This window comes from Streptomyces sp. NBC_00663, assembly GCF_036226885.1.
In the GTDB taxonomy this organism is placed as follows: Bacteria; Actinomycetota; Actinomycetes; order Streptomycetales; family Streptomycetaceae; genus Streptomyces.
Genome location: NZ_CP109027.1, coordinates 1,264,832 through 1,278,472, shown reverse-complemented (window position 1 = coordinate 1,278,472; position 13,641 = coordinate 1,264,832). Strand labels below are relative to the sequence as shown.

Here is a 13,641-nt window from a genome sequence, read left to right as displayed (position 1 = left end):
GGCGGCGAGCGTGCCTGGCTCAGAGGAAGAGCGTCCCTGGATCGAGCCCGGACAGGACCCGCCCGTACAGCTCCAGATTGGTCGCCGGATTGACGAAGGAGTGCAGGTTGAGGGCGTGCAGATCGCGTACCGCCCGCTGCACGGGCACCTCCCGGTGCAGCGAGGACGCGCCGGACGCGGAGGCGATCAGATCGACCGCCTCCTTGCACAGCCGCGCCACGTACCCGCTCTGCGCCCGGATTCTCGCGCGCTCCTCCCGGGTGTACGGCTCCCCGGCCTCGACGCGCGCCACGATGTCGTCCGTCAGCAGCTCGGCACAGGAGATCTTCATCGCCGCCTCGGCTGCCTGGAGATGCGTCACGGTCGCCTCGTGCTGCCGCTCGTGGAACGTGTACGTGATGCCCCGCCGGTGGATGCGTTCGGTGAACTCCGCCAGGGACGCCCGCGCCAGACCGAGCGCGTGCGGGGCCGTCCAGACGCAGAACATCAGCAGGACCGGCATCCGGTAGAAGGGGTCGTCGGCGTTCGCCTTCGACGGGAACTCGCCCGCCAGCAGCGGGCCGACGGGCAGGACGCGGTGCGCGGGGACGAGGACGTCATGGGCGACCACGCTGTTGCTGCCGGAACCGGCCAGCCCGGAGACGTGCCAGTCGTCCAGGATCTCCAGCTCGGCCATCGGCACGGCCGTCCACAGCACCTCGGGCGGCCCGTCGCCGGACTCGACCCGGACCGTCAGCAGATGCCAGTCGGCGTCCTGGCAGCCGGTGGCGAAGCCCGAGGTGCCGTTGACGAGATAGCCGCCGTCCACCGCGACGGCGGTGGGGCCCGGGATGAGCGTGCCGCCGACCCGGACGTCGGGGCCGGTGAAGATCTCGTCCTGCGCCTCGTCGGGGAAGAGCGCCGCGATGAACGCGCAACCCGCCTGGATCAGGGCCATGAACCCGGCGGAGCCACACGCCCCGGCGACCTCGGCCAGCGCGTCGACCTGGGTACGCGGCCGTGACTGGTAACCGCCGTACCGCCGGGGGACGTTCATCCGGTAGACCCCGGCCTCGGTGAGCGCCGCGACGACCTCGCCCGTCACCCGCCTCTCCTGCTCGGTCCGCAGCGCGTGCTCGGCGATCAGCGGCCTGATGTCCCGTACACGTTGGACGAGTTCGGAGTCGGAGCGGGGTTCCGGCGCTGATGTCATGGACGCCCTCCGGGATCGTCTGACGGGTCATCACCGTGACGCGGCGCGGACCGGGACGTCAATCCCCCCTCGTACGGAGACAGTTGAAGTCGGCCGCTGCGTGCGTCCGCGCCGTGTCCGTCCCCACGGCTTGAGCACCGAGATCACGGTCATGAAGACGTACGCGCTCGACGAGACGATCGGCCCGAACAGGACGTCACCGGTGTCCGGCAGCGGATGCCCCGCGGCCACGGCGGCGACCGCGGAGTTCACGGCCGGGCGCAGGACGAACGCCGTGGCGGTGAGCGTGGCGAGGGTCAGCCAGAACTTCGTGACGACCCAGCGATGCCGCGCGAGTCCCCACGGCGTGCCCAGCGACAGCAGCAGGCCGCTGACGAAGGTGAGGAGCGCGAGGGGGAGAAGCAGCCAGTCGGCGAACACCTTCATGGCCCGGACCGAGGACTCCACGGTCACCGGGTCGCCGGTGGTGGCCGCGGTGATCCCGAGTGCGAGCAGGCCGAAGGTGAGCCCGAGCCAGCCGGCCGAGGCGACGACATGGACCACGAGGGAGCCCTTGCGGGCCGGGCGGCTGAGTTTCATGGGACCTACGGTGCCCGGGCGGGTGGGGCGAGGGCGTCTGACAGGGGGAGTAATCCGGTGTACTGAGGGGGGAGTACGCCGTCACCCCTTCGGCAGGAACTCGCTCAGGGCGTCGATGAGGTGGTCGAGGGCTGGGTGCCGCGTGGAGCGGTCGGTCGTGACCGTGCGGCCGTCGAAACGGAGTTCGTACCGGAACAGGTCGGCGGCGCCAGTGTTGACCGTGACGTCGGGGACCTCGTCCAGCGCCGGGTCGCCGAGCAGCGTCCGCAGTTCCTCGAACTCGGCCCCGCTGGCACGGCGCACCGCGGACCTACTGCTGTCGCGAGCGTGCACGGTGCCGTCGCCGCGCAGGACCACCTGCTGGGAGACGCCGGCGAAACCGCCGCTGATGTTCATGGCCACGAGCTGCTGGCCGGAGCTGGTGACCGGCGTCGGCGTGGGGGAGGGTGTCGGAGTGGCGGTGTCGACGGTCACCCGCGATGGATCAGCGGCAGAACCGCCGCTGCCCTCGGCGCCGCAACCGGCCACGGCGAGCGCGCCAACGACCGCCAGCGCGACGGCACTTCTACGGAACACGCGGCCCGCCTTCCGGTGTGCGCACCTTGAGGATCTGCTCGTCGACATAGAGGATCTCCAACTGGCTTTCCCGCAACCGGCGTTCCTCCAAGAGGCAGCCCGCCGCGTCACCGCGGCCGAGGGGACGCTCCCTGAACGTGCCGTCCGCCGCGAACTCCAGCCCCCGGCGGCCCCGCGCGGGAGGGAAGGGATAGCCGGCGGGGCGGTACACGGTGACGCCGGGGGAGTCCTCCTCGTAGGAGTGGACCCATGTTCCGATCAGCTCCGGTGGTGGGCCGCTCATCGCGGGCACCTCCTCTCCCATGCAAGTTGAGCCGGAAACTGTCCAGTTGACCCGATACGGAAGGCAACGACGTACTTACCGCCGATTTCGCGAATCCGCTGTCCGCGCCCGTGCGGTCGCCCTACCGTAAACCTCAACGGGCCCGTTCCACCCTCACCTCCGCGTCGTGCAGACGTGGCCTTCGTCAGGCGGTGCAGCGTGCCCGAGAACGAGAACGAGAACGAGATCGACCAGACCACCCCCGCCCCCGCCCGCCGCGTCTGCGGCACGATGCCGGTCCACCGGCGGCTGCTGACCGAGAACCCCGCCTACGCCGTCGCCCGGGAGGCGGTGGAGAACCGGGCCTTCGCCTTCGAGACGGGCCTGGAGAGTTCGGCCCGCATCGGGGTGACGGTCATCCCGGTGGTCGTGCACATCGTCCACCACACACCCGAGCAGGACATCGCCGACGAGCAGATCCTCAGCCAGATCGAGGTCCTGAACCAGGACTACCGGATGCTCAACCCGGACGTCTCGGACGTCCCCGCGGTCTGGCAGTCGCTCACCGCCGACTGCCGGATCGAGTTCGCGCTCGCCACCCAGGACCCCTTCGGCGCGCCCACCAGCGGCATCACCCGCACCGAGACGGCGACGGACAGCTTCCGCACGGACGACACCATCAAGTTCACGTCCAGCGGCGGCCGTGACGCCTGGCCCGCCGACCAGTACCTCAACCTCTGGGTGGCCCCTCGCCTCGAAGAGCCGCAGGCCGGGGAGATCCTCGGCTACGCCCAGTTCCCCGGCGGCCCGGCCGAGACCGACGGCGTCGTCATCGGCCACAGCTACCTCGGTACGACGGGGACGGCCCGGGCGCCGTTCGACCTCGGCCGGACCGCCACCCACGAGGTGGGCCACTGGCTCAACCTGTTCCACATCTGGGGCGACGACGGCCAGGGGTGCAGCGGCAGCGACTTCGTCGAGGACACCCCCAACGCGGGCGGCCCCAACTTCGGCACCCCCACCTTCCCGCACGTGACCTGCAACAACGCACCCGACGGGGACATGTTCGTCAACTACATGGACTACACGGACGACGTGGGGATGTTCATGTTCACCCAGGGGCAGGCGGCCCGGATGGACGCGACCCTCGAAGGTGCCCGGTCCTCCTTCCTCAAGCCCTAGCGTTCGCGGGCGGCGCGCAGCAGATGGTCGCGTACGACGGCCACGTGCGGGTTGCCCGAGACGCCGGGGCGCTGCACCAGGAAGCCGGTGTTGATGGGCGGGTCATCCGGGTCGTGCAGCAGGACCAGCGCACCGGACGCCAGCTCGTCGGCACAGAGATAGCGGGGCAGGACCGAGAACCCCGTACCGCCCACGACCGCCGCCCTGACCCCGTTCAGGTCGGGCATCGTCACCGAGGGCGGGCAGACCAGGCGCTTGCCGAACACATGCCGCCAGTAGCGGCGGACGATCGGCAGGTCCTCGGCGTACGCGACCAGGGGGACGCCGTGCAGCGCGGCGGCCCCCTCCGTCGCGACGCGCCCCGGGCCGCCGATCCGTTCCGCCCAGGCGGCCCCGGTGACCAGCACGAACTCCTCGTCGTTCAGCGGCACCGAGGCCAGGGTCCGGCCGCGGGGGCGGAAGGTGGCGATCACCAGGTCGTGCCGGCCCGCGCGCAGGTCGTCGAGGAGCGGCTCGGTCAGTCCGGGCGTGACACGCAGTCGTACGCCCCTCTCCACGAGCGGTGCGATGCCCGGCAGCACGGAACGGGTCAGGAACTCGGCGGGGCCGGCCAGGTGCACCGGCTCGGCCGGGGTGTCCTCCGGCTGGGCCACCGTGGCGAGCGCGTCCAGCGGTTCGACGACCCGCGCGGCCAGTTCGTCGGCGTAGGGTGCGGGCGCCACCCCGCGGGCGAGGCGCTCGAAGAGCTCACGGTCCAGCTGCCGCTCCAGGGCGCGGATCTGGGTGGTCACCGTGGGCTGCGACAGGCCCAGCAGACGGGCGGCGGCGGTGAAGGAGCCGGTGCGGTACACGGTCAGGAAGGTGCGCAGCAGGTTCAGGTCCAGGGGGCCTCCGGCCGGGTGGTCATTGGATTCCCTATCTCTCATATATGTGAGCCTATTGGATTTCTATGGGTGGGGTGGCCTACGTTCGAAGCATGTCAAAGATCCTCTTCGTGATGACCGGCGCCGACCACTGGACGCTCGCCGACGGCACCCTGCACCCCACCGGCTTCTGGGCCGAGGAAGCCGTCGCCCCGTACCAGGCCTTCAAGGCCGCGGGGCACGAGATCGTCGTCGCCACCCCCGGCGGGGTCGTCCCCACCGTCGACAAGGGCAGCCTCGCGCCCGAGTACAACGGCGGTCAGGAGGGCGCCGACCGCACCGCCGCCGCGCTCGCCGCGATGACCGAGCTGCGGCAGCCGGTCAAGCTGGCGGACGTCGACCTCGACGACTACGCCGCCGTCTTCTACCCCGGCGGCCACGGTCCCATGGAGGACCTGGCCGTCGACGCCGGCTCCGGCGAGCTGCTGACCCTCGCCCTGGAGTCCGGGAAGCCCCTCGGCGTGGTCTGCCACGGCCCGGCCGCGCTGCTCGCCGCGGTGAAGGACGACGGCACCAACGCCTTCGCCGGCTACCAGGTGGCCGCGTTCACCAACGACGAGGAGATCCAGGGCGGCCTCGCCGACAAGGCCAAGTGGCTGCTCCAGGACCGGCTCACCGAGGCGGGCGTACAGGTCCAGGTGGGCGAGCCGTGGGCCCCGAAGGTCGTCGTCGACCGCAACCTCGTCACCGGTCAGAACCCGGCCTCCTCCGCCCCGCTCGCGGGCGAGCTGCTGAAGAAGCTGGGCTGATCACAGCGCACAGCGCAAAGAGCACAGCGCCCGCCGGTGTCGTCCGGCGGGCGCCGTGCTCTTCCCCGGTACGGATCGTTCAGTTCGCCGCCTTGAACGACCGCAGCCGTAGCGAGTTCCCCACCACGAACACCGACGAGAAGGCCATGGCCGCCCCGGCGAGCATCGGGTTGAGCAGTCCGGCCGCGGCGAGCGGCAGGGCGGCCACGTTGTAGGCGAACGCCCAGAACAGGTTGGACCGGATGGTGCCGAGGGTCCGCCGGGCCAGCCGGATGGCGTCCGCCGCCGCGCGCAGGTCTCCGCGTACGAGGGTCAGGTCACCGGCCTCGATCGCGGCGTCCGTGCCCGTCCCCATGGCGAGACCGAGGTCGGCCTGGGCCAGTGCGGCCGCGTCGTTGACGCCGTCGCCGACCATCGCCACCGAACGCCCCTCGCCCTGAAGGCGCTTGACGACATCGACCTTGTCCTGCGGCAGCACCTCGGCGATGACGTCCTCGGGCGCGATGCCGACCTCGCGGGCGACGGCCCGCGCCACCGCCTCGTTGTCGCCGGTCAGCAGGATCGGCGTCAGATCCAGCGCCCGCAGCCGGGTGATCGCCTCGGCGCTGGTCTCCTTGACCGCGTCAGCGACCTCCAGCACGGCCCGTGCCTCGCCGTCCCAGGCGACCGCGATCGCCGTACGACCGGACGCCTCGGCCTCCGCCTTCACCAGGGCCAGTGTCCCCGGAAGCGCGATCGCCCACTCTTCGAGCAGCCGCTCCCGGCCCACCAGCACCGCGTGCCCGTCGACGATCCCCTGCACGCCCAGTCCCGGGACGTTGGCGAAGTCCTCGGGTGTCGGCAGCGAGCCGAGCTTCTCCAGTGCCCCGTCGGCCACGGCGCGGGCGACCGGATGCTCGGAGGCGTGTTCCAACGCGCCCGCCAGGCGCAGGACTTCGGCCTCGTTCGTGCCCTCGGCGGTGTGGACGGCCAGCAGCGTCATCCGGCCCGTGGTGACCGTGCCGGTCTTGTCGAGGACGATCGTGTCGACCCTGCGCGTGGACTCCAGGACCTCAGGGCCCTTGATGAGGATGCCGAGCTGCGCGCCGCGCCCGGTACCGACCAGCAGCGCGGTCGGCGTCGCGAGACCCAGGGCGCACGGGCAGGCGATGATCAGCACGGCGACCGCGGCGGTGAACGCGGCCGTCAGTCCGGCGCCGTTGCCCAGCCAGAAACCGAGGGTGCCGAGCGCGAGGGCGATCACGATCGGGACGAACACCGCGGAGATCCGGTCCGCGAGCCGCTGCGCCGCCGCCTTCCCGTTCTGCGCGTCCTCCACCAGCCGTGCCATACGGGCGAGTTGGGTGTCGGCGCCGACCCGCGTGGCCTCGACGACGAGCCGTCCGCCGGCGTTGACCGTGGCACCGATGACCGCGTCCCCCTGGGCGACCTCCACCGGCACGGACTCGCCGGTCAGCATCGAGGCGTCCACGGCCGAGGAGCCCTCGACCACCGTCCCGTCGGTGGCGATCTTCTCGCCGGGCCGCACCAGGAACCGCTCGCCGACCTTCAACTCACCCACGGGCACCGTCCGTTCACGCCCGTCGGACCCGATCACGGTCACGTCCTTGGCGCCCAGCTCCAGCAGCGCCCGCAGGGCGGCACCCGCCTTGCGCTTGGAGCGCGCCTCGAAGTACCGCCCGGCCAGGATGAAGGCGGTGACACCGGCGGCGGCCTCCAGATAGATGTTGCCGGCGCCGTCACCGCGGGCGACCGTCAGCTCGAAGGGGTGCTTCATGCCCGGTGTGCCGGCCGTCCCGAAGAACAGCGCCCACAGCGACCAGCCGAACGCGGCCAGCGTGCCCACCGAGATCAGCGTGTCCATGGTCGCGGCGCCGTGCCGCGCGTTGGTGAACGCCGCCTTGTGGAAGGGCCATGCGGCGTACGTGACGACCGGTGCCGCCAGCGTGAGCGACAGCCACTGCCAGTACTCGAACTGGAGGGCCGGAATCATCGCCATCGCGACGACGGGCAGGGCGAGCAGTGCCGCGGTGGTCAACCGCTGCCGCAGCGTGCGCAGTTCGTCGTCCACCGGCTCGTCGCCCCCGGGTTCCTTCGGCGGTGACGGCTCCTGTGCCGTGTACCCGGTCTTCTCGACGGTCGCTATCAGGTCCCGCACGGAGACGTCACCGGCATAGCTGACCTTCGCCTTCTCGGTCGCGTAGTTGACCGTGGCGGTGACCCCGTCCATGCGGTTGAGCTTCTTCTCGATGCGGGCGGCGCAGGAGGCGCAGGTCATGCCGCCGATGGCGAGCTCGACCTCGGAAGAGGCGGCCTCGGAGGGGGCTCCGGTCGCGGTGGTGGTCATCGCTGCTGCTCCTCGTGGGCTGGATAGGGGGCGGGGGTATCTTCGCCGTGACTCACGGTATACCCATGGGGGGTACCCAGCGCAAGCGGTCCCAGCGGTTGACTTTATACCCCCTGGGGGTATTGTCGACTGCGTTGAGGCCCCGCGACCGACGTTCGGCGGCCGTGATCACCGAGGAGCTGGCCATGCATGCAGGACTCAAGATCTCCGCGTTCGCCGCCGCGCTCGCCGCGACTTTCGGAACCGCTTATGGGGTGGGCAAGGGCATCGACCCGGTCGTCACGGAGAGTGCGCCCGCTTCCCATGACCGTCACGAAGGAGGGGGTGAGGAGGCGGGGCACGAGGAGAGCCCGGCCGGCGGGCTCCAGATCTCCGAGGGCGGCTACACCCTCGACCTGAGCACCCCGAGCGTCACGGCCGGGCAGCGCTCCGAGCTGCGGTTCGCCGTACGGGACGCGGCGGGCCGTGCCGTCACCGCGTACCAGCGCGAGCACGACAAGGAACTCCACCTCATCGTCGCCTCACGCGACCTCGTCACCTACCGTCATCTGCACCCCACCCGCGCCGCCGACGGCACCTGGAGCATCCCCGTGTCCCTGCCCCGCGCGGGCGGCTACCGCGTCTTCGCCGACTTCACCCCGGCGAAGAAGGGTGCCGAGAACCTCGTCCTCGGCGCGGACCTGGCCGCCTCGGGTGCCTACGCGCCCCAGAAGTTCCCGGCTCCGAGCGGCACCGCCACCGTCGATGGCTACAAGGTCGAGCTGACCGGCGGCCTCACCCCGAACACCGCGACGGAACTCAAGCTCAAGGTCTCCCGCGCCGGCCGCCCCGTCACCGACCTCCAGCCCTATCTCGGCGCCTACGGCCACCTGGTGGCCCTGCGCTCCGGCGACCTCGCCTATCTCCACGTCCACCCCAACGCCGGGACCGGCTCCGGCCCGGACGTCTCCTTCATGGCCACCGCCCCCAGCGGCGGAACGTACCGCCTGTTCCTGGACTTCAAGCACGCGGGCCAGGTCCACACGGCGGCGTTCACGGTGACGACCGGTGCGGGGCACGGGGAGGCCGAGGGCGGTCACGGTCACTGACCCGGACATACGGCGACCCGCCGCTGCACGGGCAGTGGCGGGTCACTTCATGCCGACTACGTCTCAGGGCTGGTTGGTGAGATAGCCGCCCATGCTGGTGAAGTACTCGGTCGCGGGCAGCTCGCGGCCGTCCTCGGTGCGTACGCGGGTGATGGCCAGCCCATGGTTGCGGCCCGTGCGCGCGTCGGCCCCGGCGACGATGACGACACCCTCGCCCTCGCGATAGAAGATACGGCCGGGCGTCCCGCCGTACCGGCCCTCGGAGACGACCGAGGCGAGGACTTCGATCCGCCGGCCCTTGTGGAAGGTGAACGCGCTCGGGTACGGCTCCGACTGGGCGCGGACCAGGCGTTCGAGGTCCTCCGCCGGCCAGGTCCAGTCGATGCGGCTGTCCTCGATGGAGCGCTTGTGGAAGAAGCTGGCCTGCGAGCGGTCCTGCCGGGTGAACTCCGTCTGCCCGGAAGCGATATGAGCGAGCGCGCCGAGGGTGACCGGGGCGATGAGGTCGACGGTCCGGTGGAAGAGGTCGGTCGCGGTGTCCGTCGGCCCGACCGGCACCGCCTCCTGGCGCACGATGTCACCGGCGTCGAGTTCGTCGTTCATCAGGTGCGCGGTGACGCCGACTTCGGACTCGCCGTTGATCAGGGCCCAGATCAGCGGGGAGAACCCGGCGTACTTCGGCAGCAGCGCGTCGTGCACGTTCAGGGTGCCGTGCCGGGGCAGGCCGAAGATGCGCGGGGGGATCCAGGTACGCCAGTTGTTGGCCACGATGATGTCCGGGTCGGCCTCCTTGAGGCGCGCGAACAGCTCGTCGTCGTCAGGGCGGTTGCGGATCACGACCGGCACGCCGTGCTCCTCGGCGAGGTCGGCGACCGAGTCGCTCCAGATCTTCTCGTAGGCGTGCTCGCTCTTGGGGTGGGTCACCACCAGGACCACGTCGTGCTCGGAGTCCAGCAGGGCGCGGAGGGTCCGGTGCCCCCAGGTCTGATAGCCGAACATGACGACCCGCATGCGGTTCCTCCTCGGAGCAGGGACTGACCAGGCGTCAGTAAAGCAAGGCTTACCTAAGTGCACAACGGTGCACTGCCTATCGACAGTTCCACAGGATGAGCTTAGCCTTACCTAAGTTTTGGGCCGCCCCTCCGTAGGCGTGCCCATCCACCCGCAGGATGGGAGTGACATGGCACAGACTCTTCCTGACGACGCATCACTGATCCACGACCTCATAGGCGTGGGCTTCGGCCCCTCCAACGTGGCCATGGCGATCGCACTGAGCGAGCACAACGCGCGCGTCGACCGGCAGGAGGGGGTCAGCGCTCACTTCTTCGAGCAGCAGCCGAGCTTCGGCTGGCACCGCGGGATGCTGATCGACGACGCGACCATGCAGGTGTCCTTCCTCAAGGACCTGGTGACGCTCCGGAACCCGGCCAGCGAGTACAGCTTCCTCTGCTATCTGAAGAGCAAGGGGCGGCTGATCGACTTCATCAACCACAAGAACCTGTTCCCGCTGCGGGTGGAGTTCCACGACTACTTCGAGTGGGCCGCCGCCCAGGTCGACGCCATGATCTCGTACGGCCACGAGGTCGTCGCCGTCTCCCCGGTCGTCCGTGACGGCGTCGTCGACCATCTGGAGGTGACGGTCCGCTCCGCCGAGGGGCTTGCCCTGCACCGGGCCCGCAACCTCGTCATCGGCACCGGCCTGCGCCCCCTCATGCCGGAGGGTGTCGAGCGCACCGACCGCGTCTGGCACAACGCCGAACTCCTCGGCAAGGTCGAGGAGTTAGACGGCCTCTCCCCGTCCCGGTTCGTCGTCGTCGGCGCCGGACAGAGCGCCGCCGAGAACGTCGCCTATCTGCACCGCCGCTTCCCCGAGGCCGAGGTCTGCGCCGTCTTCTCCCGCTACGGCTACAGCCCCGCCGACGACAGCGGCTTCGCCAACCGGATCTTCGACCCCGACGCGGTCGACACGTACTTCGCCGCCCCCGACGACGTCAAACGGCAGCTCATGGGCTACCACGGCAACACCAACTACTCCGTGGTGGACATTGATCTGATCGACGACCTGTACCGGCAGATGTACCAGGAGAAAGTCCTCGGCACCGAGCGGCTGCGCTTCCTCAACGTCTCCCGCCTCGTCGGCGTCGAGGAGCGGCCCGACGGGGTGCGAACCACCGTCAAGTCCCTTGTCACCGGCGAGGAAACCCCGCTGGACGCCGACGTCGTGGTCTTCGCCACCGGCTACAGCCCCGCCGACCCCCAGGGCCTCCTCGGGGAGGTCGCCGACCTCTGTCTGCGCGACGACGAGGGCCGGCTGCGCGTCGAACGCGACTACCGCATCGCCACCCGCCCCGAACTCCGCTGCGGTATCTACCTCCAGGGCGGCACCGAGCACACGCACGGCATCACCTCGTCCCTGCTCTCCAACACCGCCATCAGGGTCGGCGAGATCCTCGACTCCGTCCTCAAGACCGCCTCCGACGAGGCCCGTCCGATCGTCGACGGGATCGGCAGCTCCGCCGCCCGCTGACAACAGCCGCCCACTGGTTCGATCAAAGGGATGACGTACGTCCACATGGGCATGACCGCAGTCGAGCGCGCCGCGCCCCGAGACTCAACTCCCGCCCGCAGGAGGCGAGTTGCGGGTCTGGGTGTGCTGGTGGTGGTCCTCGTGATCACCGGAGCGGTGTCCCTGGCCGTCGGTGCGCGCGCGTTGAGTCCCGGCGAGGTGTGGCACGGGCTGTTCGCGGCGCCGGAGGCCGACCAGCGGCTCACCGAGATCCGACTCATCGTCCGGACGGTCCGGGTGCCCCGGACGGTGCTCGCCGTGGTGGCGGGCATCGCCCTGGGCGTGGGCGGGGCGCTGATCCAGGGCTACACCCGCAACCCGATCGCCGACACCGGTCTGTTGGGGGTGAACGCGGGCGCGTCCTTCGCGGTGGTCTCGGCGATCACCCTGTTCGGGCTCACCAACCCCTTCCAGTACGTCTGGTTCGCCTTCCTGGGCGCGGCGGTCGCGGGTGTCGTGGTCTTCGGCCTCTCCAGCTTGGGCCGGGGCGCCGGCAACCCGCTGACGCTCGCCCTGGCCGGACAGGGCGTCGCGGTGTTCCTCGCCGCGATGACCACGGCGATCGCGCTGACCGACCAGGCGGCGCTGAACGCGCTGCGGTTCTGGAACGCCGGGTCCGTGGCGGGGGTCGGCTTCGGTGTCATCTGGCCGGTGACCGCGTTCATCACCGTCGGCCTGGTCCTGGCGCTCAGCACCCTGCCCGCCATCAACCTCCTCAACCTCGGTGACGACGTGGCCCGGGGGCTCGGCGTGAACATCGCGCTGAGCCGGACCGTCGGCATCCTCGCCATCACCCTCCTCGCGGGCGCGGCGACGGCGGCGTGCGGCCCCATCGCCTTCCTCGGGCTGATGGTCGCCCACGTGGCCCGGTACCTGACCGGCCCCGACTACCGCTGGCTGGTGCCGTACGCCGGACTGCTGGGCGCGATCGTGCTGCTGGTGTGCGACATCGTGGGGCGCCTTGTGGTCCGGCCGGGTGAACTGGACGCCGGGGTCGTCGTCGCCCTCCTGGGCGCGCCGTTCTTCGCGGCGCTGGTGTGGCTCGGAAAGGTCAAGAACACGTGAACGGGGCGGAGTTGATGAGCGCGGGCCCGAAGGCGGCGGTGCTGCCGGGCGTACGGCTGGGCCGGGTGTCGTTCGTGTGGCGGCCCTGGCTCCTGGCCGTCACGCTGCTGCTGGCGGCCATGACCTTTCTGCTGTTCTGTCTCTCCATCGGCATCGGCGACTTCCCCATCGGGCTGCCCCAGGTGATCGCCACGATCTTCGGCCACGGCGAGCCGGTCGACGAGTTCGTCATCATGGACCTGCGGCTGCCCCGGGCCCTGGCCGGACTCGTCGTCGGGGTCGCCCTCGGGGTGTCCGGCGCCATCACCCAGTCCCTCGCGCGCAATCCGCTGGCCAGCCCGGACGTCCTCGGGATCACCTCGGGCGCCGGCGCGGTCGCCGTGTTCCTGGTGACGGTGTCGGGCGGCACCGCCGCGGCGATCGTGAACTCCGTCGGACTGTCGGCGGCGGCGCTCGGCGGCGGCCTCGGCACCGGGCTGCTGGTGTACTTCCTGGCGTGGCGGCGCGGCCTCGACGGCTTCCGGCTCATCCTCATCGGCATCTCCGTGACCGCCGTGATGGAGGCGATCACCACCTGGCTGCTGGCCACGGCCGACATCAGGGACGTGGCAAGGGCGCAGACGTGGCTGGTGGGCTCGCTGGACGACCGGGGCTGGGACGAGGTGTGGACGGCCCTGTGGTGCACGCTCGTCCTGCTCGCCGTCGTGTCGTGCGTGGCCTTCCCGTTCAAGCCGCTGCACTTCGGCGACGAGGTCGCCGCGGGCCTGGGCGTCCGGTACACGCGCGTGCGGGCGGTCATGCTGCTGTGCGCGGTCCTGCTGGCCGGCGCGGCGGTGAGCGCGGCGGGCCCGGTCCCGTTCGTCGCGCTGGTCGCGCCGCAGGTGGCGCTGCGTCTGACCCGCTGCCCGACGCCTCCGTTGACGGCCTCGGGGCTGGTCGGGGCGCTGCTGCTGACCGGCGCCGACCTGGTCGCCCGTACCGCGCTGCCGGTGAGCCTGCCGGTCGGCGTGGTGACCGCCGCGATCGGGGGGCCCTTCCTCGTCTATCTGCTGGTGCGGGCCAACGTCCGGTAGATGATGCGAGAGTCAGGTAAGCCTAAACGTAGGGGGCCT

The 13,641-nt window shown here is 70.8% G+C and carries 13 protein-coding genes; 6 read left to right on the top strand and 7 right to left on the bottom strand.

The features are described from left to right. Positions 1 to 19: 19 nt before the first annotated feature. The 4 genes from OG866_RS05840 to OG866_RS05825 form a co-directional block, all read right to left on the bottom strand. A complete protein-coding gene (locus OG866_RS05840; RefSeq protein WP_329332350.1) occupies positions 20 to 1,192 on the bottom strand; it encodes a flavin-dependent monooxygenase in 1,173 nt (390 codons plus the stop codon). 30 nt (positions 1,193 to 1,222) lie between these two features. Next, positions 1,223 to 1,771, bottom strand: a complete 549-nt coding sequence (locus OG866_RS05835) for a DUF2269 family protein (RefSeq protein WP_329332349.1) — start codon at positions 1,769 to 1,771, stop codon at positions 1,223 to 1,225. Between the two features lie 81 nt (positions 1,772 to 1,852). Continuing rightward, entirely contained in the window at positions 1,853 to 2,347 is a 495-nt protein-coding gene (locus OG866_RS05830; protein ID WP_329332348.1) for a hypothetical protein, read from the bottom strand. After that, complete coding sequence (locus tag OG866_RS05825; protein WP_329332347.1) at positions 2,337 to 2,630, bottom strand: hypothetical protein; 294 nt, start codon at positions 2,628 to 2,630, stop codon at positions 2,337 to 2,339. The genes OG866_RS05830 and OG866_RS05825 overlap by 11 nt, the downstream gene beginning before the upstream one ends. A gap of 198 nt (positions 2,631 to 2,828) precedes the next feature. Here OG866_RS05825 and OG866_RS05820 point away from each other — a divergent pair, with 198 nt between their 5' ends. After that, positions 2,829 to 3,791, top strand: coding sequence for a zinc metalloprotease (locus OG866_RS05820; protein ID WP_329332346.1), 963 nt, complete (start codon positions 2,829 to 2,831; stop codon positions 3,789 to 3,791). Here the strand turns inward: OG866_RS05820 and OG866_RS05815 are convergent. Beyond that, positions 3,788 to 4,717, bottom strand: a complete 930-nt coding sequence (locus OG866_RS05815) for a LysR family transcriptional regulator (RefSeq protein WP_329332345.1) — start codon at positions 4,715 to 4,717, stop codon at positions 3,788 to 3,790. The two genes, OG866_RS05820 and OG866_RS05815, sit on opposite strands and share 4 nt — an antisense overlap. Positions 4,718 to 4,767: 50 nt before the next feature. Here OG866_RS05815 and OG866_RS05810 point away from each other — a divergent pair, with 50 nt between their 5' ends. Continuing rightward, positions 4,768 to 5,463 (top strand): type 1 glutamine amidotransferase domain-containing protein, encoded by a 696-nt coding sequence (locus OG866_RS05810; protein ID WP_329332344.1) that lies wholly within the window; start codon positions 4,768 to 4,770, stop codon positions 5,461 to 5,463. Between the two features lie 79 nt (positions 5,464 to 5,542). On the opposite strand, the gene OG866_RS05805 is transcribed toward OG866_RS05810, so the two are convergent. After that, entirely contained in the window at positions 5,543 to 7,810 is a 2,268-nt protein-coding gene (locus tag OG866_RS05805; protein ID WP_329332343.1) for a heavy metal translocating P-type ATPase, read from the bottom strand. A 185-nt stretch (positions 7,811 to 7,995) separates the two neighbouring features. Between OG866_RS05805 and OG866_RS05800 the strand changes: the two genes are divergently transcribed. Further along, positions 7,996 to 8,898 (top strand): hypothetical protein, encoded by a 903-nt coding sequence (locus tag OG866_RS05800; protein WP_329332342.1) that lies wholly within the window; start codon positions 7,996 to 7,998, stop codon positions 8,896 to 8,898. A 63-nt stretch (positions 8,899 to 8,961) separates the two neighbouring features. On the opposite strand, the gene OG866_RS05795 is transcribed toward OG866_RS05800, so the two are convergent. Further along, a complete protein-coding gene (locus OG866_RS05795; protein WP_329332341.1) occupies positions 8,962 to 9,909 on the bottom strand; it encodes a methionyl-tRNA formyltransferase in 948 nt (315 codons plus the stop codon). Between the two features lie 169 nt (positions 9,910 to 10,078). Between OG866_RS05795 and OG866_RS05790 the strand changes: the two genes are divergently transcribed. Genes OG866_RS05790 through OG866_RS05780 form a run of 3 tightly spaced genes read left to right on the top strand, consistent with a single transcriptional unit; the run spans position 10,079 to position 13,602 of the window. Further along, complete coding sequence (locus tag OG866_RS05790) at positions 10,079 to 11,425, top strand: lysine N(6)-hydroxylase/L-ornithine N(5)-oxygenase family protein (protein WP_329332340.1); 1,347 nt, start codon at positions 10,079 to 10,081, stop codon at positions 11,423 to 11,425. 45 nt (positions 11,426 to 11,470) lie between these two features. Further along, positions 11,471 to 12,529, top strand: coding sequence for a FecCD family ABC transporter permease (locus OG866_RS05785; RefSeq protein WP_329343937.1), 1,059 nt, complete (start codon positions 11,471 to 11,473; stop codon positions 12,527 to 12,529). A gap of 14 nt (positions 12,530 to 12,543) precedes the next feature. Further along, on the top strand, positions 12,544 to 13,602 hold the full coding sequence (locus OG866_RS05780; RefSeq protein ID WP_329343935.1) for a FecCD family ABC transporter permease: 1,059 nt from the start codon (positions 12,544 to 12,546) through the stop codon (positions 13,600 to 13,602). Positions 13,603 to 13,641: the final 39 nt, after the last annotated feature.

What these genes read in the sequence shown, in the direction of transcription:
- OG866_RS05840 (WP_329332350.1), bottom strand. Translation starts at nt 1,192, where the DNA reads ATGACATCAGCGCCGGAACCCCGCTCCGACTCCGAACTCGTCCAACGT.
- OG866_RS05835 (WP_329332349.1), bottom strand. Translation starts at nt 1,771, where the DNA reads ATGAAACTCAGCCGCCCGGCCCGCAAGGGCTCCCTCGTGGTCCATGTC.
- OG866_RS05825 (WP_329332347.1), bottom strand. Translation starts at nt 2,630, where the DNA reads ATGAGCGGCCCACCACCGGAGCTGATCGGAACATGGGTCCACTCCTAC.
- OG866_RS05815 (WP_329332345.1), bottom strand. Translation starts at nt 4,717, where the DNA reads ATGAGAGATAGGGAATCCAATGACCACCCGGCCGGAGGCCCCCTGGAC.
- OG866_RS05810 (WP_329332344.1), top strand. Translation starts at nt 4,768, where the DNA reads ATGTCAAAGATCCTCTTCGTGATGACCGGCGCCGACCACTGGACGCTC.
- OG866_RS05805 (WP_329332343.1), bottom strand. Translation starts at nt 7,810, where the DNA reads ATGACCACCACCGCGACCGGAGCCCCCTCCGAGGCCGCCTCTTCCGAG.
- OG866_RS05800 (WP_329332342.1), top strand. Translation starts at nt 7,996, where the DNA reads ATGCATGCAGGACTCAAGATCTCCGCGTTCGCCGCCGCGCTCGCCGCG.
- OG866_RS05795 (WP_329332341.1), bottom strand. Translation starts at nt 9,909, where the DNA reads ATGCGGGTCGTCATGTTCGGCTATCAGACCTGGGGGCACCGGACCCTC.
- OG866_RS05790 (WP_329332340.1), top strand. Translation starts at nt 10,079, where the DNA reads ATGGCACAGACTCTTCCTGACGACGCATCACTGATCCACGACCTCATA.
- OG866_RS05785 (WP_329343937.1), top strand. Translation starts at nt 11,471, where the DNA reads ATGGGCATGACCGCAGTCGAGCGCGCCGCGCCCCGAGACTCAACTCCC.
- OG866_RS05780 (WP_329343935.1), top strand. Translation starts at nt 12,544, where the DNA reads ATGAGCGCGGGCCCGAAGGCGGCGGTGCTGCCGGGCGTACGGCTGGGC.